This window comes from uncultured Roseovarius sp., assembly GCF_947489715.1.
Classification (GTDB): domain Bacteria; phylum Pseudomonadota; class Alphaproteobacteria; order Rhodobacterales; family Rhodobacteraceae; genus Roseovarius.
Genome location: NZ_CANLER010000005.1, coordinates 151,865 through 172,778, shown reverse-complemented (window position 1 = coordinate 172,778; position 20,914 = coordinate 151,865). Strand labels below are relative to the sequence as shown.

General features: G+C 57.9%; 21 protein-coding genes. 13 read left to right on the top strand and 8 right to left on the bottom strand.

Annotated features, from left to right (window positions below):
- Positions 1 to 29: 29 nt before the first annotated feature.
- The 4 genes from Q1B27_RS14395 to Q1B27_RS14380 all read left to right on the top strand — a co-directional run bounded on the left by Q1B27_RS14395 (position 30) and on the right by Q1B27_RS14380 (position 4,579).
- The gene (locus Q1B27_RS14395) at positions 30 to 1,277 is read left to right on the top strand and encodes an ABC transporter substrate-binding protein (RefSeq protein WP_299848487.1); all 1,248 of its coding nucleotides are present in this window, start codon (positions 30 to 32) and stop codon (positions 1,275 to 1,277) included.
- A gap of 91 nt (positions 1,278 to 1,368) precedes the next feature.
- Complete coding sequence (gene gabT / locus Q1B27_RS14390; RefSeq protein ID WP_299848486.1) at positions 1,369 to 2,655, top strand: 4-aminobutyrate--2-oxoglutarate transaminase; 1,287 nt, start codon at positions 1,369 to 1,371, stop codon at positions 2,653 to 2,655.
- Between the two features lie 25 nt (positions 2,656 to 2,680).
- Positions 2,681 to 3,805, top strand: coding sequence for a zinc-binding dehydrogenase (locus Q1B27_RS14385; RefSeq protein ID WP_299848485.1), 1,125 nt, complete (start codon positions 2,681 to 2,683; stop codon positions 3,803 to 3,805).
- 24 nt (positions 3,806 to 3,829) lie between these two features.
- Complete coding sequence (locus tag Q1B27_RS14380) at positions 3,830 to 4,579, top strand: TIM barrel protein (RefSeq protein WP_299848484.1); 750 nt, start codon at positions 3,830 to 3,832, stop codon at positions 4,577 to 4,579.
- Between the two features lie 9 nt (positions 4,580 to 4,588).
- On the opposite strand, the gene Q1B27_RS14375 is transcribed toward Q1B27_RS14380, so the two are convergent.
- Positions 4,589 to 5,491: a LysR family transcriptional regulator gene (locus tag Q1B27_RS14375; protein ID WP_299848483.1), complete on the bottom strand. Its 903-nt coding sequence runs from the start codon at positions 5,489 to 5,491 to the stop codon at positions 4,589 to 4,591.
- 91 nt (positions 5,492 to 5,582) lie between these two features.
- Here Q1B27_RS14375 and Q1B27_RS14370 point away from each other — a divergent pair, with 91 nt between their 5' ends.
- Genes Q1B27_RS14370 through Q1B27_RS14345 form a run of 6 tightly spaced genes read left to right on the top strand, consistent with a single transcriptional unit; the run spans position 5,583 to position 11,021 of the window.
- Positions 5,583 to 6,122 carry a flavin reductase family protein gene (locus Q1B27_RS14370; RefSeq protein ID WP_299848482.1) on the top strand — a complete coding sequence of 180 codons (540 nt, stop codon included), beginning with the start codon at positions 5,583 to 5,585 and terminating at the stop codon, positions 6,120 to 6,122.
- 18 nt (positions 6,123 to 6,140) lie between these two features.
- Positions 6,141 to 7,601: a 4-hydroxyphenylacetate 3-hydroxylase family protein gene (locus Q1B27_RS14365; RefSeq protein ID WP_299848481.1), complete on the top strand. Its 1,461-nt coding sequence runs from the start codon at positions 6,141 to 6,143 to the stop codon at positions 7,599 to 7,601.
- 10 nt (positions 7,602 to 7,611) lie between these two features.
- Positions 7,612 to 8,754, top strand: a complete 1,143-nt coding sequence (locus Q1B27_RS14360) for an SRPBCC family protein (protein ID WP_299848480.1) — start codon at positions 7,612 to 7,614, stop codon at positions 8,752 to 8,754.
- A gap of 10 nt (positions 8,755 to 8,764) precedes the next feature.
- Entirely contained in the window at positions 8,765 to 9,178 is a 414-nt protein-coding gene (locus tag Q1B27_RS14355) for a RidA family protein (protein ID WP_299848479.1), read from the top strand.
- 11 nt (positions 9,179 to 9,189) lie between these two features.
- Positions 9,190 to 10,347, top strand: coding sequence for an SRPBCC family protein (locus Q1B27_RS14350; protein ID WP_299848478.1), 1,158 nt, complete (start codon positions 9,190 to 9,192; stop codon positions 10,345 to 10,347).
- Positions 10,344 to 11,021, top strand: coding sequence for a DUF1028 domain-containing protein (locus tag Q1B27_RS14345; protein ID WP_299848477.1), 678 nt, complete (start codon positions 10,344 to 10,346; stop codon positions 11,019 to 11,021). Before Q1B27_RS14350 ends, Q1B27_RS14345 begins: the two co-directional genes overlap by 4 nt.
- A gap of 61 nt (positions 11,022 to 11,082) precedes the next feature.
- Here the strand turns inward: Q1B27_RS14345 and Q1B27_RS14340 are convergent, their stop codons facing one another.
- From Q1B27_RS14340 to rpoN, 4 genes are all read right to left on the bottom strand, one after another.
- Positions 11,083 to 11,412 (bottom strand): DUF6794 domain-containing protein, encoded by a 330-nt coding sequence (locus Q1B27_RS14340; RefSeq protein ID WP_299848476.1) that lies wholly within the window; start codon positions 11,410 to 11,412, stop codon positions 11,083 to 11,085.
- Positions 11,413 to 11,553: 141 nt separating this feature from the next.
- Complete coding sequence (argE, locus tag Q1B27_RS14335) at positions 11,554 to 12,708, bottom strand: acetylornithine deacetylase (protein ID WP_299848475.1); 1,155 nt, start codon at positions 12,706 to 12,708, stop codon at positions 11,554 to 11,556.
- Positions 12,709 to 13,188: 480 nt separating this feature from the next.
- Entirely contained in the window at positions 13,189 to 13,704 is a 516-nt protein-coding gene (locus Q1B27_RS14330; protein ID WP_299848474.1) for a GNAT family N-acetyltransferase, read from the bottom strand.
- Positions 13,694 to 15,049, bottom strand: coding sequence for an RNA polymerase factor sigma-54 (gene rpoN, locus Q1B27_RS14325; RefSeq protein ID WP_299848473.1), 1,356 nt, complete (start codon positions 15,047 to 15,049; stop codon positions 13,694 to 13,696). Before rpoN ends, Q1B27_RS14330 begins: the two co-directional genes overlap by 11 nt.
- 134 nt (positions 15,050 to 15,183) lie before the next feature.
- On the opposite strand from rpoN, the gene Q1B27_RS14320 reads away from it, so the two are divergent.
- Entirely contained in the window at positions 15,184 to 16,125 is a 942-nt protein-coding gene (locus Q1B27_RS14320; protein WP_299848472.1) for a hypothetical protein, read from the top strand.
- 12 nt (positions 16,126 to 16,137) lie between these two features.
- Here the strand turns inward: Q1B27_RS14320 and Q1B27_RS14315 are convergent, their stop codons facing one another.
- From Q1B27_RS14315 to Q1B27_RS14305, 3 genes are read right to left on the bottom strand one after another with little or no spacing between them, the layout of a single operon-like run.
- Positions 16,138 to 16,317, bottom strand: coding sequence for a hypothetical protein (locus Q1B27_RS14315; protein WP_299848471.1), 180 nt, complete (start codon positions 16,315 to 16,317; stop codon positions 16,138 to 16,140).
- A 29-nt stretch (positions 16,318 to 16,346) separates the two neighbouring features.
- Positions 16,347 to 17,477, bottom strand: a complete 1,131-nt coding sequence (locus Q1B27_RS14310) for a WD40 repeat domain-containing protein (RefSeq protein ID WP_299848470.1) — start codon at positions 17,475 to 17,477, stop codon at positions 16,347 to 16,349.
- Positions 17,477 to 17,758, bottom strand: a complete 282-nt coding sequence (locus Q1B27_RS14305; protein WP_299848469.1) for a hypothetical protein — start codon at positions 17,756 to 17,758, stop codon at positions 17,477 to 17,479. The genes Q1B27_RS14310 and Q1B27_RS14305 overlap by 1 nt, the downstream gene beginning before the upstream one ends.
- A gap of 72 nt (positions 17,759 to 17,830) precedes the next feature.
- Between Q1B27_RS14305 and Q1B27_RS14300 the strand changes: the two genes are divergently transcribed.
- Together Q1B27_RS14300 and Q1B27_RS14295 are read left to right on the top strand one after the other, a co-directional pair.
- Positions 17,831 to 18,103: a hypothetical protein gene (locus Q1B27_RS14300; protein WP_299848468.1), complete on the top strand. Its 273-nt coding sequence runs from the start codon at positions 17,831 to 17,833 to the stop codon at positions 18,101 to 18,103.
- Between the two features lie 1,101 nt (positions 18,104 to 19,204).
- On the top strand, positions 19,205 to 20,869 hold the full coding sequence (locus Q1B27_RS14295; RefSeq protein WP_299848467.1) for an aromatic/alkene/methane monooxygenase hydroxylase/oxygenase subunit alpha: 1,665 nt from the start codon (positions 19,205 to 19,207) through the stop codon (positions 20,867 to 20,869).
- The last annotated feature ends 45 nt before the right edge of the window (positions 20,870 to 20,914 follow it).

The window sequence follows — 20,914 nt, the reverse complement described above, 5'->3', positions numbered from 1 at the left end:
GTTGGTTCCTTGTCTGACAGGAGGTCAAAATGAATTACAAAAATACTCTGGCTGCATTTGCCGTGGCGGGATGCGCGATATCAGCGACAGCCGTTCACGCCATCGAGATCGAGGTGGGGTATCCATACTCGGCCCTTTTCGATGTGACGTTCGAACGCATGATGCCCGAATTCAAGAAGGCGCATCCCGATATCGACGTGAAATTCCGCGCCACCTATGAGAATTACGAGGATGCGACCAACACGATCCTGCGTGAGGCCGTGGCGGGTGATCTGCCCGATGTGACCTTTCAGGGTCTGAACCGTCAGGCGCTGATGGTCGAGAAGGGCATCGCGAAATCGCTGGAGCCGTTCATCGCCAATGAGCCGGACTTTGCCAAGGACGGCTATCATCAGGCGATGCTTGATCTGGGCACGTTCAACGGTGAGGTCTACGGGTTGCCTTTCTCGGTCTCGTTGCCGGTGGGTTATTACAACATGGACGCGTTGGAAAAGGCCGGGATCACCGAGTTGCCCACAACCTGGGACGAAGTGATCGCGAATTGCGAGAAGCTGCATGCGGCCGGTTACAAGAACCCGATTTTCTGGGGCTGGAACATCACCGGCAACTGGTTCCTGCAGGCGCTGATGTGGAGCCAGGGAGAGCCGATCCTGAAAGAGGGCAAGATCAATTTCGATGGCGAGGCCGGACTGGCTGCGCTGGAAACCATGCAGAAAATTTTCAAGGGTTGTAATATGCTGAACCTGTCGGTGGGCGATGCGGGCAAACCCTTTGCCGCGGGTGAGGTCGCGATGCATTTCTGGTCGACCTCTGCCGTTGGCGCGATTGAACGCTCGAAGGGTGATTTCGTGGTCAAGACTGGCGAGTTTCCCGGCATGGGTCAGGCACCAATGGGCCTGCCTGCGGGGGGCAATTCGGTCATGATGGTTTCCACGTCCGAAGACCCGGCCGAGGTTGAGGCCGCGTGGAAATTCATCAAGTTCGCCACCTCGGGCGTAGGGGCTGCGATGGTGGCGGAAACCACCGGTTACATGCCACCCAACAAGGCCGCGAATGACCTGCTGGCGGATTTCTATGCCCAGAACCCCAACAAGCATACTGCCGTGCGTCAGGCGGGGCTGTTGCGCGACTGGATCGCCTATCCGGGCGACAACGGTCTGGCGATCACGCAGGTTCTATATGACGGGCTGGAAGCCATCGTGACCGGTGACGCCGAAGACATGCAGGAACTTCAGCAGGAACTTGTTGAAGAGGTGAACGACCTGCTGCCGAACTGAGCACCGGCAGTAGTGCACGGAAGCAGCCGGGGTGCCTCCTCGCTCTGGCTGCTTTACCCCCCCTTATCCGACCCATGACACGAGCGAAATCATGACGACCAATCAGAATATTGAGACCCGCCGCGACGCTGCTGTAGCCCGCGCGATTGCTTATTCTTCGACCTTCGTGGCCGACCGGGCCGAGAATGCCGAGGTTTGGGATGTCGAGGGCAAAAGGTATATTGATTTTTGCGGTGGTATTGGCTGTCAGAACGTGGGCCACCGGCATGACCGTGTGGTGGCCGCCATCAAGGATCAGGTGGACCGGCTGACCCATACCTGTTTCCAGGTCACCCCCTACGAAAGCTATATCACGCTGGCCGAGCGCCTGAATGCGCTGCTGCCCGGCGATTTTGCCAAGAAATCCCTGTTCTTTTCCGCCGGGGGCGAGGCGGTTGAGAACGCCGTCAAAATCGCCCGCTATCACACCGGGCGCCCGGCGCTGATTACCTTTACCAACGGTTATCACGGGCGGTCCTATATGGGCATGGCGTTGAGCGCGCGGATGGTGCCGTTCAAACAGGGTTTTCGCCCGTTCCCGACCGAGATTTACCGCCTGCCGTTTCCCGATGAATTCCACGGCATCAGCCTGGAGGATACGCAGCGCGCCTTCGACACGCTTTTCCGCAGCGATTGCCCATCCGATCAGATTGCCGCGATCTTCTTTGAGCCGGTGCAGGGCGAAGGAGGATACAACATCGCCACGCCTGAATTCCTGTCCTATTTGCGCGGGCTTTGTGACGAGCATGGCATTGTACTGGTTGCCGATGAAATCCAGACCGGCATGGGCCGCACCGGCAAGATGTTCGCGATGGAGCATTTTGGCATAACCCCGGATCTGACCTGTATCGGCAAAAGCATCGGGGGTGGTTTGCCGATTTCGGGCATCGTCGGACGTGCCGATATCATCGATTCCGTGCCGCCCGGCGGGTTGGGCGGAACATTTGGCGGCAATCCGATTGCCTGCGCCGCGGCATTGGCCGTGCTGGATGTCATCGCAGGTGAGGGCCTTTTGCAGCGCGGGATCGAAATGGGTCAGCAGATCGACCGGCGTTTACAGAAAATGGCACAGCGCAATTCCTTTGACCGTGTCGGGGATGTACGCGCCCTGGGCTGCATGAACGCCATTGAAATCGTCAAGGACCGTGACAGTCGGGAGCCTGATGGCGATCTGACGGCCGCAATCGTGGCGCATGCGTTGAAAAAGGGCCTGATCCTGATCTCTGCCGGTCCGGCCCGCAACGTGATCCGATTGCTGGTGCCGCTGTCCGCCGCATCCGCGCTGGTTGATGAGGGGTTGGATATTCTGGAACAGTCCCTCGAAGAGGTGATGGGCTGAGCGCAGTAAGGATCGGAGGAACCTCATGAAAATCAAGGCGGCCGTTCTCAGGCGATCCGATCTTCCCCGGCCTTATGCCCAAAGCAAACCGCTGAGCATCGAGGAGATCGAGCTTGATCCGCCGAAACAGGGTGAGGTTCTGGTCGAGATCAAGGCGGTCGGGCTTTGCCATTCCGATCTGGTGGCGATCAATGGCGAACGCGGCAAGCCGATGCCGATTGTCATCGGGCACGAGGCGGCGGGTGTCGTTGTCGAACTGGGGGCAGGGGTTCAGGGACTGGCGGTTGGTGATCATGTGGTGCCTTCTTACGTTTCCAGTTGCGGCCATTGCGAGATGTGCACCGTCGGTCGCCCGGCGCTTTGTGAACCGGCAACCGTGGCCAATGCAGCGGCATTGCTGCGCGATGGAACGTCGCGGCTGCACAGCGCTGGCACCCGCATCCACCATCATTCCGGCGTGGCCGGTTTTGCCGAATACGCGGTGATGTCCAAAGATGCGCTGGTGCGGATCGACAAGGATATTCCATTTGAACATGCGGCACTTTTTGGCTGTGGTGTGGTGACTGGCGTGGGATCGGTGGTCAACACTTCGGGGGTCAAGCCCGGCGAAAGCGTTGCCATCGTTGGGCTGGGCGGCGTGGGCCTTAGCGCGCTTCTGGCCGCAATCGCGGCCGGGGCAGGGCAGGTGGTCGCACTGGACCTCAGCCCGGAAAAGCTGCACCTGGCGAGGGAATTGGGCGCGGATCAGGTGATCAACGCCGCCGAGGCGGATTGTGTGGCACAGGTGCGCGAGGTCACGGCGGGCGGCGCGCATGTGGCGATTGAGACCGCCGGATCGCCGCGCGCCTTGCAAACTGCCTATGACGTGACCCGACGGGGTGGCACGACCGTCGCCGCCGGAATGCCCGGCCCGGACGCTAAGTTTACCCTGTCACACCTGACCATCGCTGCCGAAGAACGTACTCTGAAGGGCTCTTACATGGGCAGTTGCGTGCCCAAACGTGACATTCCCCGCTATCTTGCGATGTACAAATCCGGTCAGTTGCCGGTGGACAAGCTGCTGTCGCGGGTTATCGGTTTTGACGATCTGAACGGTGCGATGGATCGGTTGGATGACGCCGCCACCGTCCGCGAAGTGCTTGTCCCCTGACGCCGGCTACGAGAGTATCGCGCCATGACCCAATATCTGTTTTCCGCCAATACCGGTTATCTGTGGAAAGAACTGCCTTTCCTTGACCGTATCCGGCAGGCGGCGGCCCACGGATTCGCGGGGGTGGAGTTTCATGACGAAGCGCAAAGCACCGACCGAGATGCGCTGAAAGCCGTACTGGCAGAAACGGATTTGCCGGTCTACGGCCTCAATGTGCGTATGGGCGACAGTTTCGGCTGCGCCGCCATTCCGGGCATGAAGGATCAGGCCAGGCGTGACGTCGATCTTGCCTTGGAAATCGCCGAGGATATCGGTGCAGGTGCGGTCCATGTTCTGGGTGGCCTGACCTCGGATCCGGCGGCGCATGACACATATATTGAAACGTTGGGATATGCGTTGGATGCTTCCGACAAGACGATCCTGATCGAGCCGGTTTCGGCGGAACAGCTGCCGGGGTTTTTCCTGCGCACGATTGATCAGGCTGCGGGAATTCTGGCGCAGGTCAATCACCCTCGGCTGAAAATACTGTTTGATTGCTACCATATCCATCGCGAAAGCGGAGATGTACCCAAGTTGTTCAGGGCCCATGCCGGTCAGATCGGTCACGTCCAGATTGCAGCGGCTGAAAACAGGGCAGAGCCGTTTGCGGGCGCGTTGGAGTATCAAACACTCCTCGCAGATTTTCAGGCTTGTGGGTATGCTGGTCCGTTCGGATGTGAATACCGGCCCGCGACCACGACCGAGGCGGGCCTGTCATGGCGCGCACAGCTCTGAGGTTACGGGTTAGACTTGCTGCATCACGCGCAGGGCCACGTCCTCGAAACTCTTCATCAATTGCGTGGGGCGCAGGTTTGCCAGCCGGGCCAGAACCACCTTGCTGGATCGCACCTCGTCACGCAGCGGGCGAATAGCCAGTTCATTGCCATCATAGGTGCGGTCGCCATCGGGCCGCGTCACCAGCAGGGAATAACCCAGACCGCAGCCGACCATGCCACGCACCAGTTCGATCGAGGGCGAGGCGTGGGCAATTGTCGGCTCCAGCCCAATCGCCTGAAACAACCCCAGGAAATAGTCGTGACTGGGGGCCACCTCCAGCAGGATCAGCGGTTCGGCTTGCAGATCGGACAAGGCGACCGTTTTCTGCCGTGCCAGGGGATGATCTGCGGCAAGTGCAACATAGGGTTTCCGCTGCGCCAGAAGTGCTGTGTGCAGATCGTCGGGCAGTTCGATGTCGTATAGCAGGGCCAGATCAAGCTGCCCGTCATAGAGCGCATTCACGATCTGGTCCTGTGGTCCTTCACGCAGGTCCAGCTGAATGCCCGGATGCTCCGCGCTGAGGGTTCGGATCAGCGTGGGCAGGACCGTCGGGGCCAGCGTGCTGAAACTGCCAAGGCGCAATTTGCCGACCACGCTGTTGCCGGTCTCCATCGTCTGACGTTCCAGATCGGTGGCATGTGCCAACAGGCTGCGCGCCGATTGCAGCACCTTTTCCGCCGCCGCCGTTGCCGTGACCCCGCGCGACGGATGGCGCAGCAACAATTGCACGCCCAACTGCTCCTCAAGCTTGGTGATCGCGACCGAGATCGTCGGTTGCGAGACATTGAGCCGTTCCGCCGCGCCCGCGACTGACCGGCAATCAATGCAGGTGACAAGATATTCAAGCTGGCGCAGAGTGAAGCGATGCATCATATAGTTTATGACTATGAATATCCTAAATACAATGAATTTTGATAAATTGTCGCAATCCGCTACCCTTGGTTCAGCGGAGGACAGGACAATGACAATGGCTCTTCGGATGATATCCGACCCCATCAACGAAAACAGGCCGACACATGAAAGCCCCGATCGCTTCATCGCCGCCATGGCGGGGGCGGCAACGCAGGTGTCGGTGGTGACAACCGATGGTCTTGCAGGCCGTTTTGGTGTGACAGTCAGCGCGTTCTCATCGGTGTCGGCAGAGCCGCCACTGGTGCTGGTCTGCATCAACCGCCGCAGCCCGGCGATTGATGCGATCGAGGTCAATAACGCGTTTTGCGTGAACCTGTTGGGCGACGATCAGACACATATCGCCAATTGCTTTGCTGGACGTCCTGGCGACATCGCCCCCTATGATTTCACCTGCGCGGATTGGGACAGTGCGGCGACCGGCGCGCCGGTTTTGTCCGGCGCCATCGCCAATTTCGACTGCACGGTGGAAACCGCCTATGACGCGGGTACCCATCGTATCTTCATCGGCCGTGTGGCGCAGGCATTCAGCCGCGACGCCGCTCCGCTTGCCTTTTCCAAGCGCGCCTATCAGGCGCTGCGCCCCCTATAACCTGACAGGAAACCCAACATGATCCGCACCGGAGACGAATACCGCGCATCCCTAAATGATGGCCGCCAGATCTGGATCAACGGCGAGAAAGTCGATGATCCCTGCGCCCATCCGCAAATCAAACCCGTGATCGACGTGCGCGCGCGCATCTACGACATGCAGCACGATGCCAAAACGCAAGACGCGATGACCTATGAGGAACAGGGCGAGCGCTTTGCCATCGGCCTGCGGCTGCCCTTTGAGCAGCAGGACTGGCAGGACAAGCGCGATGCGGTCGATCTTGTGATGAACGATGTCGGCGGTGTCGTGACTCGTGTGGGCGATGAAACCATCGGCGAGATGTGGTCGCTCTGGGATGGCAAAGACATCCTGAACGAGATCGACCCGCGCTTTGCCACCAATATCGAGCGTCATATCCATCAGGCGATCAAGGACGACCCGTTCCATGTTTCGGCCAATACCGACCCCAAGGGCGACCGATCGAAGGCGCCGCAGGATCAGGACCCGGACATGCTGGTGCATGTGGTGCGCGAAACCGATGCCGGGATCGTTATTCGCGGCGCCAAATACGAAACCGCCGCCGCCTATTCCAACCAGGCGTTCCTGAAGCCGACGATTGCCAACTGGGGCAATGATAAGCTGAGCGATTATGCTCTGGGCTGCATCGTGCACATGAACGCGCCGGGGGTGAAACATATCTGCCGCACGGGCTTTGCCGGTCGTGCGCCAGAGGCGGATTACCCGCTGTCGAACCGCGTGGATGAGATCGACACGCTGATGATCCTCGACGATGTGCTGGTGCCGTGGGAGGATGTTCTGTTTTATCAGCACACGCGGGCGGCAAGTTTCATCCGCACCACGCTGCACCGCTATTCGGCCTTTCCCTTCGTGCAGCGCACGCTGTCATACGCTGATCTGATCATTGGCGCGGCACTTTGGAACGTGAAGCAGACCGGGCTTGATAAACAGCAGGCCGTGCAGGAAAAACTGTCGGAACTGGCGGTCTGGCGCGAAGGTATCGACGCCTTCCTGACAGCATCCGTGGCGATGGCCGAGAAAAGCCCGAATGGGTTGCTGATGCCCAATCAGTCGATGCTGATGTCAGGCCGGGTGCATGCGCTGACCAACCTGCCGCATATGATGCATCTGGCGCGCGAGCTGTGTGGTGGGCAGATCTGTGTCACCCCCGATGCGGCCACTTTCGCCGCGCCGGATACCAAACCGTGGTTGGACAAGTTCTATACCATCAACGACGAATGGGTCGCCGATGACCGGCGTAAATTGCTGGGCCTGGCGCGGGATCTGCTGAATTCGGACTATGCGGGCCATCGCCTTACCTTCCAGCTTTTCGCGCAATCGCCGCCCTTCGCCCAATTGGCCGCCGTTTACCGCAATTTCGACTGGCAGGGTCCGCTGGAATTTGCCCATCGGGCAGCCGGCCTTTCTGATAACGTCTGGGGTAAGGGTACTCGACACTAAGGAGCGGACCATGACGCAGCACGACACATCACTTTCGCCCATGGCGGAACTGTCCCAGAACGTCGCGCAGCCGTTCGAGCGGGCCCGCGCCATGCCGAAATCGGTCTATACCAGCGATGATTTCCTGCAAGCCGAGCTGGATCGCGTGTTCAAGCAGGACTGGTTCTGCGTCACCCGCGCCGATGCGCTGGCAAATCCGGGCGACTATACGACCCTTGATCTGGCGGGTCAGCCGATCATGGTCATCCGCGACCGGGACGGGCAGCTTCGGGCGCAATCCAACGTCTGCCTGCACCGGATGTCGACACTGCTGGAAGGGTCAGGCAACACGCGCAGCATCGTCTGCCCCTATCACGCCTGGACTTACAACCTTGATGGCCGTCTGCGCGGTGCGCCTGCGATGACGCTGAATGAAAGCTTCTGCAAGGATGCCTACGCGTTGCCGCAGGTGCGGTGCGAGGAATGGCTGGGCTGGGTCATGGTCACGCTCAACCCCGATGCGCCACCGGTGGCCGAGCAGCTTTCCGGCGTGCGCGACCTGATTGATGATTTCGGGATGGAGAATTACACCCAGACGTTTTTCGAGACCCATCGCTGGGACACCAACTGGAAGGTGCTGGCCGAGAATTTCATGGAAAGCTATCATCTGCCGGTCTGTCATGCGGGCACTATCGGCGGGCTCAGCAAGCTTGAGGAAATGGTCTGTCCGCCGGGGGAGCCTGCGTTCAACTACCACTGGATCTACAAGGAACCGCATTTCACCCTGGCCAACGCGCATCCGTCGAATACCCGCCTCAAGGGCGACCGGCGGCGCATGACCTTCCTGCTGGCGATCTATCCCAGCCTGCTGATCACGCTGACGCCCGGCTATTTCTGGTATCTCAGCCTGCATCCGCACGGGGTAGGACAGGTCGATATCCGGTTCGGCGGCGGCATGTCGCCCGATTTCGTCAATGATGCGCAGGCCCAGAGCCATTTCGAGGCGGTCAAGAAACTGCTGGATGATGTGAATGTCGAAGATCGCGGCTGCACCGAAAAGGTCTATCGCGGTCTTTGTTCCGATGTCGCGGCCCCGGGGCACCTGAGCCATCTGGAACGGCCCAATTACGATTTCGCCTGTTATCTCAACGACCGGATCAACCCGGCAGACTAGGACCACCAATATGATGCACAAACGCATTCGTCCCTTCAACACCAAGGAAACCTACCCCGAGCAGAAGCTGGATAACGATCTAAGCCAGGGCGTCGTTGCGCGGGGCACGATGGTGTTCCTGCGCGGTCAGGTTGCCCAGGATCTTGATACCCGCGAAAGCCTGCATGCCGGTGATGCGGCCAAGCAGACCGCGAAGACGATGGAGAACATCCAGATGCTGCTGGAAGAGGCTGGCACCACGATGGAGGCCGTCTGCCGAATCGTCGTCTACCTGACCGATATCCGCTACCGCGAGGCGGTCTATCAGGAAATGGGCAAATGGCTGAAAGGGGTGCATCCCTGTTCGACCGGCCTTGTCGTTCCCGCTCTGGCACGGCCGGAATGGGTGGTTGAAATCGAGGTGACGGCTGTCATCCCCGACTGAAAGGCACTGCCATGACGTCTGCCGATTTGCTGGCGCAACTGGCGCAAACCGCCAATGGCCCGCTTGAACGCGCCCGCAGCGCCGAACCCGCGCTTTACTGGAACGACGACATCGCCGCGCTGGAAGAAGATGCGATTTTCCGTCGCGATTGGGTCTGCCCCGGCCTGGCGGCGGAAATCCCCAATCCCGGTGATTACCTGACCTTCACCATTGCCGGCGATCCGATCTTCTGCATCCGTGACAAATCTGGAGAAATCAAAACCTTTTCAAATGTTTGCCGCCACCGGATGATGCAGCTTCTGGAAGGCACGGGCTGTACCAGCCGGGTTGTGTGCCCGTATCACGCCTGGACCTATAGCCTTGATGGCAAGCTGATCGGCGCGGGCCATATGGAGCGCACCGAAGGGTTCAGCAAGAAGGATATCTGCTTGCCGGAAATCCGCACGGAAATCTGGAATGGCTGGATTTACATCACCCTCAACCCCGACGCCATGCCCGTGGTCGAGGCTTTGGCGCCCCTGCACGACGTGGTGTCGCGCTACGGGATGGAAAACTATGTGCCCGTGCTGCACGAGGAGCATGTCTGGAACACCAACTGGAAGCTGCTGACCGAGAACTTCATGGAAGGCTACCACCTGCCGGTGGCCCACAAGGCCACCGTCGGCGCGTGGTTCCCGGTGGAAAAAACCGTGTTCCCGGACGACATCCATGACGCCTTCACCTACCAGACCTTCATGAAAACCGGCAACGCCACCTACGGGCAGGCGCATCCCGACAACACGCGGCTGGACGGTGATTGGCGCAACACCTCGGTGCTGCCGACGGTGTTTCCGACCCATATGTATGTGCTGGCCCCGGACCACCTGTGGTATCTGAGCCTGCGGCCCAGGGGCGTGGGTCAGGTCGATGTGCGTTTCGGCGTGGCGATCGCCCCCGAGGTTGACGCGATGCTGGGCTTTGCCGATGAACGCACCGCCTGGATCGACGAGTTGACCACGTTTTTCGAACATGTGAACACCGAGGATCGCCAGGTTGTCGAAGGCATCTATGCGGGGTCACGTTCGATGCAGGCCACGCCCGGCCCGCTCAGCTGGCTGGAACGCGAAATCCACGATTTTCAGAAATACCTGTCGCGCCGACTGGGCGACGGGAAAGGAGCCAAGACATGACCTTTTCAATCGCGGGCCGCTGCGCCCGTACGGGCCAGTTCGGGGTGGCGATCACCACCTCGTCGATCTCCGTGGGCTCGCGCTGTCCCCATGCCCGTGCGGGGGTGGGTGCCGTGGCCACGCAGAACATCACCGATCCGTATCTGGCCACGCTGGTGCTGGATGCGATGGAAGCCGGGCAATCGGCCACCGAGGCCATCGCCGGGGTCACGAAAGATCGCGACAATATCGACTATCGCCAACTGACCGCCGTGGATGCGCAGGGCACCACCGCGTATTTCACCGGCGCGCATATCCTTGGCACCAACGCGATCAGCGAGGATACCGATTGCGTCGCGGCAGGCAACCTGCTGTCGTCAACCGCCGTGGCCAAGGGTATCAGCGATGGCTTCATGGCCGAACCTGCGGCGCATCTGGCAGAACGGCTGCTTTCAAGCCTTGAAGGGGGCCTTGCGGCAGGGGGCGAGGAAGGCCCGGTGCATTCCGCCGCGCTGATTGTTGCAGACAAGATGCCGTTTTACCTGGTTGATCTGCGGGTCGACTGGGAGGATGAGTGCCCGATCCGGAAATTGCGGTCGCTTTGGCAGGCGTATGAGCCACAGATGCTGGACTACCTCAACCGTGCGATCAACCCGGCGGCAGCCCCCAGCTATGGGGTGGCGGGCGACCCGTGATCCGGCGGCCAGAATGGGCCCAAATCGGACATTAGTAATTTAGTCTTTTTTCCATTGGCCTCTAGTGCTGCAGCCTTTCCCATAAACGTTGAATAATACTCATCGAGACATCGTCAGGATGAGTATTTTGTTTACCGCTACAGTCTTTGATTAAGGCAAGATTTCCATTCCAAAGACCGAAATCGTTGCGAATGTTCGTTCCGAACCCATGGTGGAGCAAAAAGAGCTCGCCCTCCTTGAACTTGGCAAGCTTCTCTTTTTCTTCGATGGGTAAATCTTTTAGAAGCATGTCAACAGCGTCAACGCATGTTTTGGGCCAGTTTGACTGCGTGTTTGCAAGTGCAATCTGAGACGCGCTCAAAAGATAGATTGCCAGTACCGCACGTATCATTTCTTGAAATTATCACTCTTTATCCAGGCTTAGAGACGATCCCAGCACCACGATATTATTGTTGCCTCAGATAGTTCAACGTCAATTTGTTGAATGCCGGTAAAGTCCGCATTCCCGAAATTTGTGTCTTGAGGCGGTTCGTTACAATCCCGCTTCCAGCCGCTCAAGCAGTGTATCCAGCATCGCGTCACAGCGTTCGATCTGGCTGATCTCGACATATTCATCGGGTTTGTGTCCCTGCATCATCGAGCCGGGGCCGCACACGACCGTGGGAATGTCGAGATCCTGCGAGAAAAGACCGCCTTCGGTGCCAAATGCGACCTTGTTGGTGGAATTCACACCGGTCAGTGACTGCACGAAATGGACCACCTCTGCCGTGCGACTGGTATCAAGCCCGGGGTATGAAAAGTTGACCTCGAACTCGATCGCTGCCTCGGGAGCGTGATTGCGGGCAGTCGCAACGATCTTGTCTGCGCGGGCACGAATATCCGCCAGAATGGCCTGCGGATCGTCCTGCGCCACGTTCCTGATTTCGAAATCCACTTCGCAAAGATTGGGCACGATGTTAAGTGCCACACCCCCTGCCATCCGGGCCGCGTGCACCGTGGTGTAGGGCACGTCATAATCGCCATCCTGTGCGCCGGTTTCCTGCAGTTCGGCCTGTATGTCGCGCAAAACCTGCACCAGATCGCACCCAAGATGCAGCGCATTCAGTGCCATGGGTGCCAGGGCCGAATGGCCTTCACGCCCGGTGCACTTTGCCTTCAGAGCGACCTTGCCCTTGTGACCGGTGGCCACGCTGAGGCTGGTGGGTTCGCCGACGATGCACATCGCGGGCCGCACCGGGGCGTCTTGCAGCAGGTCGATCATTGAGCGCACACCCTGGCATCCGATCTCTTCATCATAGGAAAACGCCAGATGCAGCGGAGATTTCAATTCGCGTTTCGCGGCTTTCATCCCGACGGCCAGCGCGCAGGCAACAAAGCCCTTCATATCGGTCGTCCCGCGCCCGTAATACCGGCCCTGATCTGTGGTCAGTTCAAAGGCGGGTCTGGTCCAATCCTGCCCCTCGACGGGGACCACATCGGTATGTCCCGACAGCATGACACCACCGCCATCTTTGGGGCCGATCGTGGCCAGAAGATTGGCCTTGGTGCCCTGCGCATTCGGGATCAGCGTCGCCTCTACACCCACCTCGGACAAGAGCCCCGTCACATAGGTCATCAGGTCGATGTTCGGGTTGCGGCTGACCGTGTCAAACGCGATCAGGCGGGCAAGGATGTCGGCGGTACTCATCTGGGCGGTCCTGTGTGGCAATGGGCGAAAGGTTGGGACATGGCGCCAGCTACACCGTTCCCGTCCTGACCCTATCCGATGACGGTATCCCCCAGAACCCCCGATGCAAAAGAAAACGAAATGCAGTGAATGGCGGCGCCGTGGGGTGCAATCCGGATCGCCGAAATATCCCGCCGATGCGCCCGAGGCGGGAGAATCGGGTTAATGCGCTGAAAACACTGAAAAACCCATGTCGGTATAACGTCGGTATTTTGTCGGTATTACGTCGGTGTCGAAATCGGTGTTTGGCGGGTTTAACAGACCGTGCGGTTGTTGTTGGTGGCACCGCGAAAAAATGCTGCTCCCTAACGCACTAATTGATTGATCAATTTCTTTCATGTGATTGGCGATTTGGCCCAGCATGATTTTGCACGTTTTAGCCTCGATCTTGCCGCGCACTTAAATTGTTCGAAATGGCAATCTGCGATGACCGGTTGATGGTCAGTTTGCGCGGTTCGTCGTGGACAACAGGGAAAGCTCGAAGCGCATGAACATGACCGCGTGCCCATGGGCAAAGGAAAACCGTTTGAAAGACGATCCAAGCTGGAAAAAGCCAAGCTTGGTTAAAAGGCCGGTCGCGGCGGCATTTTCCAGCATGCAGCACGCGACTACCTTGGTGATGTCGGTAGGCAACTGGTCAAGAAACTCCTGTACAGCCCATGTGCCCAGCCCCTTCCGATGAAAGCCTGTCCTGATCCAGAACGTGAGTTCCGATCCCAGGCTGACCAAACCCGCAAATTTGCGATCGACACGCAAAGTGCGCGCGTGGATTTCTGGATCTTGAAGAAACCGCAGGTAATCTTTGCCACTTGCCGGGTCGACCGGAACTGGCAAAGCGACCAACCAGCGCGCCAGGCGGCGGTCCTGAAGGGCGTCGAACACCTCGTCAGCGTCATCGTTGGAAAATGGCCGCAGTGTTGCCTTCGCGGAAAGGATGTCTGTGCGTCTAGCAGGCATTATCTTGCTTTTCGGTTGTTGTGGTCGAATTGGGCGTTTGGGACCATCCAGAAAGGGCCATAAGCTCAGCGTTTTTCCGGCGCACCACCGGCGAGGAAACCCCCAGGTGGTTTCTGTATTTCGCAACCGTTCGCCTAGAAATCGCAAGGCCGAGCTTTTGCAGTTCACCGGCGATCTCTTGGTCCTTGAGCGGTGATAACTTGTCTTCTGTCGCGATCAGTTGCTTGATCATCTCGAACGCTGTGTGCCGGGTTGTCGGTTGTTTGCAATAGGAAACCGGTTCGCAGAACAAGGATCTTGCGGCGATGTTTCCCTGCGGGCACTGGACCGTCAGCCCGGTGAGAACCCGGCTGACCGTGGCGTCGCTGATCCCGACATCCAACGCAATTTCGGCCATGCTCATCGGGCGAAGCGCCGCGTAACCATGGATCAGGAAATCCCGCTGACGGGCAAATATTGCCGCGACGACTGCGGATGTTGTCGAATTTCGATATTCCAAAGAAGATTTCAGCGATTTCGCATGACGGATCAACTCGTTGAGGTGTTTTTGCCGATCGGATGAGCGCTGGCCGCCCGTATCCATTGCCCGCGCCAGACGAACTGTCGGAAAACTGGAATTAGTGAGTTCAACTACCAGATCCTTGTCTTCAACACGAAGAATGACATCGCTTTGACGCAGCAATGTCTCGTCATATTCAAAACAGGAACCGGGTTTGGGGTTCATTCTTCTGATCTGAAACAGGCGCTGTGCCACGTCAGCGGGGTTGATCTTCAACCGGTTGGCCAGCGTTGCCACATCGCAATGCAGCAGTTCATCCAAATGGGAAATCAGGATTTCCATAACGTCGTCCAACTGATCGCGATCCAACGCCTGCAGGCGCAGACAATCCTTGAGGTCTTGTGCGAACAAACCCGCTGGATCAATTGTCTGAAGACGTTTCAGAACGGGCAGGCCTTCTGTGACGGAAAACCCAAATTTTCGGGCTATTTCCTCAAGCGAGAGCCCGAGCCAACCGCTCGGCTCAAGCTCCAGTAAAAAGGCCTGCGCTATTCGGTATTCATGTTCCTGTTCCAAGATCAGCGGCAGTTGGTCGGCGATGTGGCGGTAGAGGCCGTTCGGGCGGCTGCTGATGTCTTCAGGAGTGTATCCGGCACTATGGGCCGACCGGTTGACCGGCAAATCCAAAGCCGGCCGGTCAGCCTCCAAAAACGGGTTTTCCTCGATCGCGTTCGCGAGGTGTTCGATCAACTCGACCTTGTCCATGCGCATGACATTGAAGGCTTGAACCATGGATTGGTTCAGCACCCCCGTCTGACGGGCAGCAGGTGTGAGGCGGAATCCCATGGTCACCTCGGGCCTGGAAATGCAGTGATAAGGTCACAGTTGGCGGCAACTGACGGAACAGGCTGCCGATTCCGGCACGGTTCTGCGGATTGTCGTTGATCGACCGAGTGCAGTAAGGGAAACTCTTCCCTGTCATGACACCCAATCCCAACCCTTCCGCGTCTGTGTCTTTCGAGCGAAACTACCCGGGCGTTTCGCCACAGCTTCTGGCGCATACCCGTCAGATGTGGTCTGCGCGCGGTCTGGATCTGGACAGAGTTTGGCAGGACACAATCGTGCGCCTGCGTGGTTTTCGCAATGCGGAAGAATGGAACATCGGCGCAGACAGCCGGCCCATCGACAATTTTTTCATGTTCGATCAGGCGATCATCTGGGTGGCGGCATTGCATGCCTCGGCCGGTCATGCGGTGCGAACGGAACAGACCGGGCTGAGTGTTCAGCAATGGGAATCGCTGCACGCGCTGACATTTCGGATGATCGAACAGCTGGACGCGATCCGGGTTTTGTTTCTGACAGATTTGCCGACCCCCTCCATGCAAATTGCGCGTTCGATCTCGGAAGATGTGGATATGGCGCTGGCCTTTGTTGCCCGTCCGAAATTGGCCAGACGCTTTGTGGAATGCGCCACCACCGATGAAGCAACCGAGTTCTGGCGCCGTCACATTGCAGGCGGACGCGCATTCAAGGCGGTGAGCGAGCAGCTTTACCGGGCCGGGTTGGAATTCGATCAGAGCGGTGAATACGCGGCCTGGCGCAGGCGGGTTGGCGCGATCCTGGGCACTGCGGTGCACACGTCTTTTCGACCGGTCCGCACGGATGGGCCGGGGGCGGCATCGGGCCAGTTCAGCAAGACCGGCGACTGCCTTTATTTCGTGACACTTCGGTTGCAGGAGATGTGTGCGTATTCTCATGGCCTCAGAACAGAATTTGGGGAAGACCTGGCCGCGGTTTCCAAGCTAGATCAATCAGGGGCGGCTGGCGGGCTGGCCAAACTCACCCCTTTGATTTCCGAAATCGCGATGGCCCAGATGATCTGGACACTCGATGTCGATGACACAGAAGAGGTTACGGTTTAGCCCGATCTTATCTTAGTGCTTGATCTCTTCCTGCGGTCCGAGCTGGTTTTTGGCGATCCACTGGGCGGCCATCACCAATGCGCCCATGGCAAAATCCTTGCCGTGCTCTTCGATCATTTCCTCGGATAACCGGGACAATTCTCCGAAAAACTTGTCTTTGCTTTGCTCTTCGGGTGAAAGCTTGTCTGCCATATCGCGTTTCCTTTTGTGAATGAGTGGAGTTATTTGAACATTTGCGAGGGAAAGGTGACCATCGCGGCCTCACCGGAGGTGAAACCGATTGCCAGATGCTCACCGGTTTTTGACCAGTAAAGACTGCTGACCTCGGTGTCGCGTTCCTGGTGCAGCATCATGTCCTGTGGCGTTCCGACACTGGCCAGCGTCACCAGGCCACTGGCATAGCCGGTCGCGACAATGTTGCGTTTTGGGTGCGCCGCAATGACATTGAGAACGACAAAACCGGGTTTGCCGGTCGTGAGCGGCGTGCCGGGCGCGTCATCCTGCGGCAGGTCTCGGGCGTCCCATCCGACAAGGCGAAATGCGCCGGACGCCACCAGCGCATTCCCGTTTTCGCTGAACGCCGCGTTGCGCACCGGGCTTGGAAACCCCTCCACCCGCTGCGATGTGCCGCCGTGAACATCGACGATGCAGAGACTTTCGTCTGAACAGGCGCAGGCCAGATGCGCACCGGATTTCTGCCAACTGATCTCGGTCACGCCGCCCGCGCAGTCGATGGACCTGGGCGTTGCGTCGAGGTCGCGCAGGCTGATCAGGCTGAGTGTGGACGCGCCCCAGGCGGCCAGTGTTCTGCCATCTTGCGAAAACGCCTGGCATGTAACCTCGTGATCGAGGTGGATCTTGACCGGGGACGACCAGTCATCAACCGGGATCAGCGTAATCTCGTCCCGTTGTGCAATCGCAATCATGTCGCCGGTAACTGTGCTGCAAAGGGATGTAACCTGCTGGGTAATATCAGTTTTCTTCGCAACGATTTGACCGCCGGCGGTAACGTGCTGAAGGGCGCAGTTTTTGTCTATCGCGGCAAATCCCTGTGGGCCGAAACGTATCACCGGCAGGTCTTTGCGGACCGAAAGGTCCGGCGTTTTCAGAGGTGCAACAGGGTTTTCGCGGGGGCGGATCGTTGTCCTGCCCGTTTCCAACTCCATGCGGGTTCGGATTTTCGGGCTTTCGGCGTCTTTTGTTGATGCAAGGGCCAGCTTGCCAGATGCAACCCTGAAGACCGCGCCGGTTTCGTCGTGATTGAACGCGGTCTGAACGACGGCGTCGTCCAGTCGCCAGTTTCTGGCCAGTAAATCGAATAGTGACAGTCCCGAGGAGCTGTTTTCTACCATTATCTATCCTCCAAATTCGTGGCCGCAGCGATTTTCGCATCAATCGCTGCAACGTCTTTTTCGAGCGCGTCAATGCATGCCTGAGTGGCACCAAGGTCTTGTTCTGCCTTGTTTTGGCGGTCAGCGACGTCGGTTGAGTCCGAGTTCTTCATCAAGAGAATGTCGAACCCGCTATTGAGTTGCAGAATTCTCAGATGTTCGGCATTCGCGCGTGACAGCAGACAAACCAGCGCCATCCTTTTCTCGAACAGTTTTGTGATATCTTCGCATTGACCGGTCATTTGCTATTCCTCTACTGATCTGGAAATCGACCCCGGCATCGAAGGCATCGAAGGCATCGGAGAATTTCCACCATGAAAAAGAACGCGACGGATCGTTTTTTTAACGAGCTGAGTTTGGCCAGCACCGAAATCACCGGGCCCGATAGCGCGCTTGCCAAGGCCGCAAGGATGGCAGCCGACGCGCCCAGCCCAACGAATTATGTCAAAGCCCAGGAAGCTCTTGCGCTTGTCCAGGAAGACGTCAGAGAGAAGATATTGCAAAAGGTCCACGGCCAGATGTGCAGCAATATCGAAGCAATCTGGGACCAGCTTCCACACGCGGCGAAAACCGATCGTCCAAATTGAAATTCGGTGGCAAAGCCCGGGTTTTGTTAAAACGGTAATTTCTTGCCTCCACCTTCTGAGGGCGGGTTTCGAACCGCCGCGCGCGGCACATTCGCCGGAGGGTTGATCAACCCCACTACCACCCCATTTGAGCGATCACGTATCGCCGTGCTGACGGCTATTTCCGTGATCGAAAAACATCATCGAAAATACCATTTGAAAGGTTGTTAACAAAGATTAATCGCCTTGATTTCCTGGGTGGAATCGCAGTTTTTCAAGGCCTGAACGATCAAAGAGTCACGCTTTGTTACACGGTGTAAACCTGAAGGTTTCAAAGATTTACAATCGCGGTTCGCGCCGGTTTTTGCGGCCCGCAATCTGCGAGAATCACTTTGGGACGGGAAACAACATTGATCACGCGGTTCAGGACGCTTTCAAACTGACGGCACGTCGGGGATTTGATGCTGCATCGCTGGCGATGCCTCTTTTGAAAATCCGATCCTGCTATTGCCGGGTGGCGGGCACCGGATACGTCATGCGGTCAGAAACACGAAGTCAGCAATGCGACAGACACACGAGCCTGGCACACGCGTCTGACACATGCATCTGACGGGCCTGCGCGTGTGTATCATGTATCGTAAAGGCGGCACCGGACTGTAAACTTCGTAAAGTTGTGAAACACCCGCGCCGGTTTGTCCCCGCAACGCCTTTTTGCAGGCGACTGAAACAGGCAAAAAAATTAATAACAATTAACGCAGCAAAAACAATCAACTACGCCGAAAAACGCTGTTACCTCCTTCGATTTTTCCCGCTGCCGGCCCGATCTGGCACGGCACTTGCATCCATCTTTGCATAACGCCGCGTTCCCACGAAATCGGGAACCACCAAGAACGAAGGAACAGGGATGGACCAGATAAAGTTTTGCTTCCGAGGAGCCTGAATTGACTGCCTTGGAAGGCTGAACTGGTCATCAAATCCCCCCAACCTTTGCCGTGATCCAGTCGACCGGCCCACCTGACCGCGCATTTCGATGTGTTGGTCAGGCGCTCCGGTCTCAAACCGGCAGCGAGTGCTGCCATCAAAAGACCGTTTGATCGGTCAGAGCTAAAGGAGGCTCATGGCATGGCGATAACGCTAAACAAGATCACTTCCCAGCGGGGAATTTCGGTGGGTGAAGCCACCAAGAAAATCTCCGACTTAGGTTGGAACCCAACCTACGTCCAAGAAGCCAATACTTTTCCGACGGACTACAAAATCACCAAGGCACCACGCGATCCGATGAAACAGGTTCTTCGGTCCTATTTCCCGATGGAGGAAGAAAAGGACAACCGGGTTTACGGCGCGCTGGATGCGGCACTTCGGGGCGACATGTTCCGCAATGTGGAACCACGTTGGATCGAATGGATGAAGCTGTTCCTGGCGATCATTCCGTTCCCCGAAATTTCGGCCGCGCGTTCGATGGCCATGGTGGCCCGTCTGGCACCGGGCGAGGACCTTCGTACCGGTTTCACCATGCAGATGGTCGATGAATTCCGTCACTCCACAATTCAGATGAACCTGAAGAAGTGGTACATGGAAAACTACATCGACCCGGCGGGTTTCGACATCACCGAAGAAGCCTTTGGCAAGTGTTACGCAACCACGATCGGCCGTCAGTTCGGCGAAGGTTTCATCACCGGCGACACAATGACCGCCGCCTGCATGTACCTGACCGTTGTTGCGGAAACCGCGTTCACCAATACTCTGTTCGTGGCGATGCCCTCGGAAGCGGCCCGGAATGGCGACTATGCCCTGCCGACCGTGTTCCTGTCGGTTCAGTCGGACGAAAGCCGGCATATCGGTAACGGTCATTCGCTTCTGATGGCGGCGTTGAAAGAGCCGGAAAACCATCAATTGCTGGAGCGCGACCTGCGCTATGCCTTCTGGCAGAACCACGCCATCGTCGATGCGGCGATCGGTACCTTCATCGAATACGGCACCACCAACCGCGACAAGGAAAAGGAATCCTACGCGGAAATGTGGCATCGCTGGATCTTTGAAGACTACTACCGGACCTACATGCTGCCGCTCGAAAAATACGGCGTGAAAGTGCATCACGACGATGTACAGGAAGCCTGGAAGCGGATCACCGAGAAGAACTATGTGCACAAGGTTGCCCAGTTCTTCGCGGTCGGCTGGCCGGTGAACTTCTGGCGGATCGAAGCTCAGACCGAGAAAGACTTCGAATGGTTCGAGCACAAATATCCAGGCTGGTACGCGGAGTTCGGTGACTTCTGGAAATGGTATGCCAAACTGAGCGTTCCGGGTCAGAAGATCATCACGTTCAACGAAGAGGTTGGCTACGTCTATCCACATCGCTGCTGGTCGTGCCTGGTGCCGTGCCTTATCCGCGAGGATATGGTTGTCGATGAAATCGACGGGCAACTGCACACCTTCGCGCACGAGCTGGATCGCTGGACAGCGGTTGAGGCCTTTGCGGACGAGTATCAGGGCCGGCCGACGCCTGCCATGGGCAAGTTCTCGGGCAAGCGTGAGTGGGAAACCGTTTACGACGGCTGGGATCTGGCGGATGCCATCACAGACCTCAACTTTGTCCGTGAAGACGGCAAGACGCTCGTGCCGCAGCCGCATCTGCGTTTCGACGACAAGGATATGTGGACGCTGGATCATGTCCGCGGTCATACCCTTGGTTCGCCGCTCAACGCATTGCGTGGCATGTCCGAGGCTGACCGTGAAGCGCACCTGGCCGAGTACCGGGCTGGCTTCACCATCTCACCGTGCAACTAAACCAACCTACTGCAAGGGCCTTCAGGGGCCCTTGCACCCAGCAAT

Coding starts and splice junctions, on each gene's coding strand:
- Q1B27_RS14320 (WP_299848472.1), top strand. CDS start 15,184: ATGACACCCAATCCCAACCCTTCCGCGTCTGTGTCTTTCGAGCGAAAC.
- Q1B27_RS14395 (WP_299848487.1), top strand. CDS start 30: ATGAATTACAAAAATACTCTGGCTGCATTTGCCGTGGCGGGATGCGCG.
- argE (WP_299848475.1), bottom strand. CDS start 12,708: ATGAGTACCGCCGACATCCTTGCCCGCCTGATCGCGTTTGACACGGTC.
- Q1B27_RS14310 (WP_299848470.1), bottom strand. CDS start 17,477: ATGGTAGAAAACAGCTCCTCGGGACTGTCACTATTCGATTTACTGGCC.
- Q1B27_RS14315 (WP_299848471.1), bottom strand. CDS start 16,317: ATGGCAGACAAGCTTTCACCCGAAGAGCAAAGCAAAGACAAGTTTTTC.
- Q1B27_RS14365 (WP_299848481.1), top strand. CDS start 6,141: ATGATCCGCACCGGAGACGAATACCGCGCATCCCTAAATGATGGCCGC.
- Q1B27_RS14385 (WP_299848485.1), top strand. CDS start 2,681: ATGAAAATCAAGGCGGCCGTTCTCAGGCGATCCGATCTTCCCCGGCCT.
- Q1B27_RS14360 (WP_299848480.1), top strand. CDS start 7,612: ATGACGCAGCACGACACATCACTTTCGCCCATGGCGGAACTGTCCCAG.
- Q1B27_RS14330 (WP_299848474.1), bottom strand. CDS start 13,704: ATGCCTGCTAGACGCACAGACATCCTTTCCGCGAAGGCAACACTGCGG.
- Q1B27_RS14375 (WP_299848483.1), bottom strand. CDS start 5,491: ATGCATCGCTTCACTCTGCGCCAGCTTGAATATCTTGTCACCTGCATT.
- Q1B27_RS14345 (WP_299848477.1), top strand. CDS start 10,344: ATGACCTTTTCAATCGCGGGCCGCTGCGCCCGTACGGGCCAGTTCGGG.
- Q1B27_RS14370 (WP_299848482.1), top strand. CDS start 5,583: ATGACAATGGCTCTTCGGATGATATCCGACCCCATCAACGAAAACAGG.
- gabT (WP_299848486.1), top strand. CDS start 1,369: ATGACGACCAATCAGAATATTGAGACCCGCCGCGACGCTGCTGTAGCC.
- Q1B27_RS14305 (WP_299848469.1), bottom strand. CDS start 17,758: ATGACCGGTCAATGCGAAGATATCACAAAACTGTTCGAGAAAAGGATG.
- Q1B27_RS14340 (WP_299848476.1), bottom strand. CDS start 11,412: ATGATACGTGCGGTACTGGCAATCTATCTTTTGAGCGCGTCTCAGATT.
- Q1B27_RS14300 (WP_299848468.1), top strand. CDS start 17,831: ATGAAAAAGAACGCGACGGATCGTTTTTTTAACGAGCTGAGTTTGGCC.
- Q1B27_RS14350 (WP_299848478.1), top strand. CDS start 9,190: ATGACGTCTGCCGATTTGCTGGCGCAACTGGCGCAAACCGCCAATGGC.
- rpoN (WP_299848473.1), bottom strand. CDS start 15,049: ATGGGATTCCGCCTCACACCTGCTGCCCGTCAGACGGGGGTGCTGAAC.
- Q1B27_RS14355 (WP_299848479.1), top strand. CDS start 8,765: ATGATGCACAAACGCATTCGTCCCTTCAACACCAAGGAAACCTACCCC.
- Q1B27_RS14295 (WP_299848467.1), top strand. CDS start 19,205: ATGGCGATAACGCTAAACAAGATCACTTCCCAGCGGGGAATTTCGGTG.
- Q1B27_RS14380 (WP_299848484.1), top strand. CDS start 3,830: ATGACCCAATATCTGTTTTCCGCCAATACCGGTTATCTGTGGAAAGAA.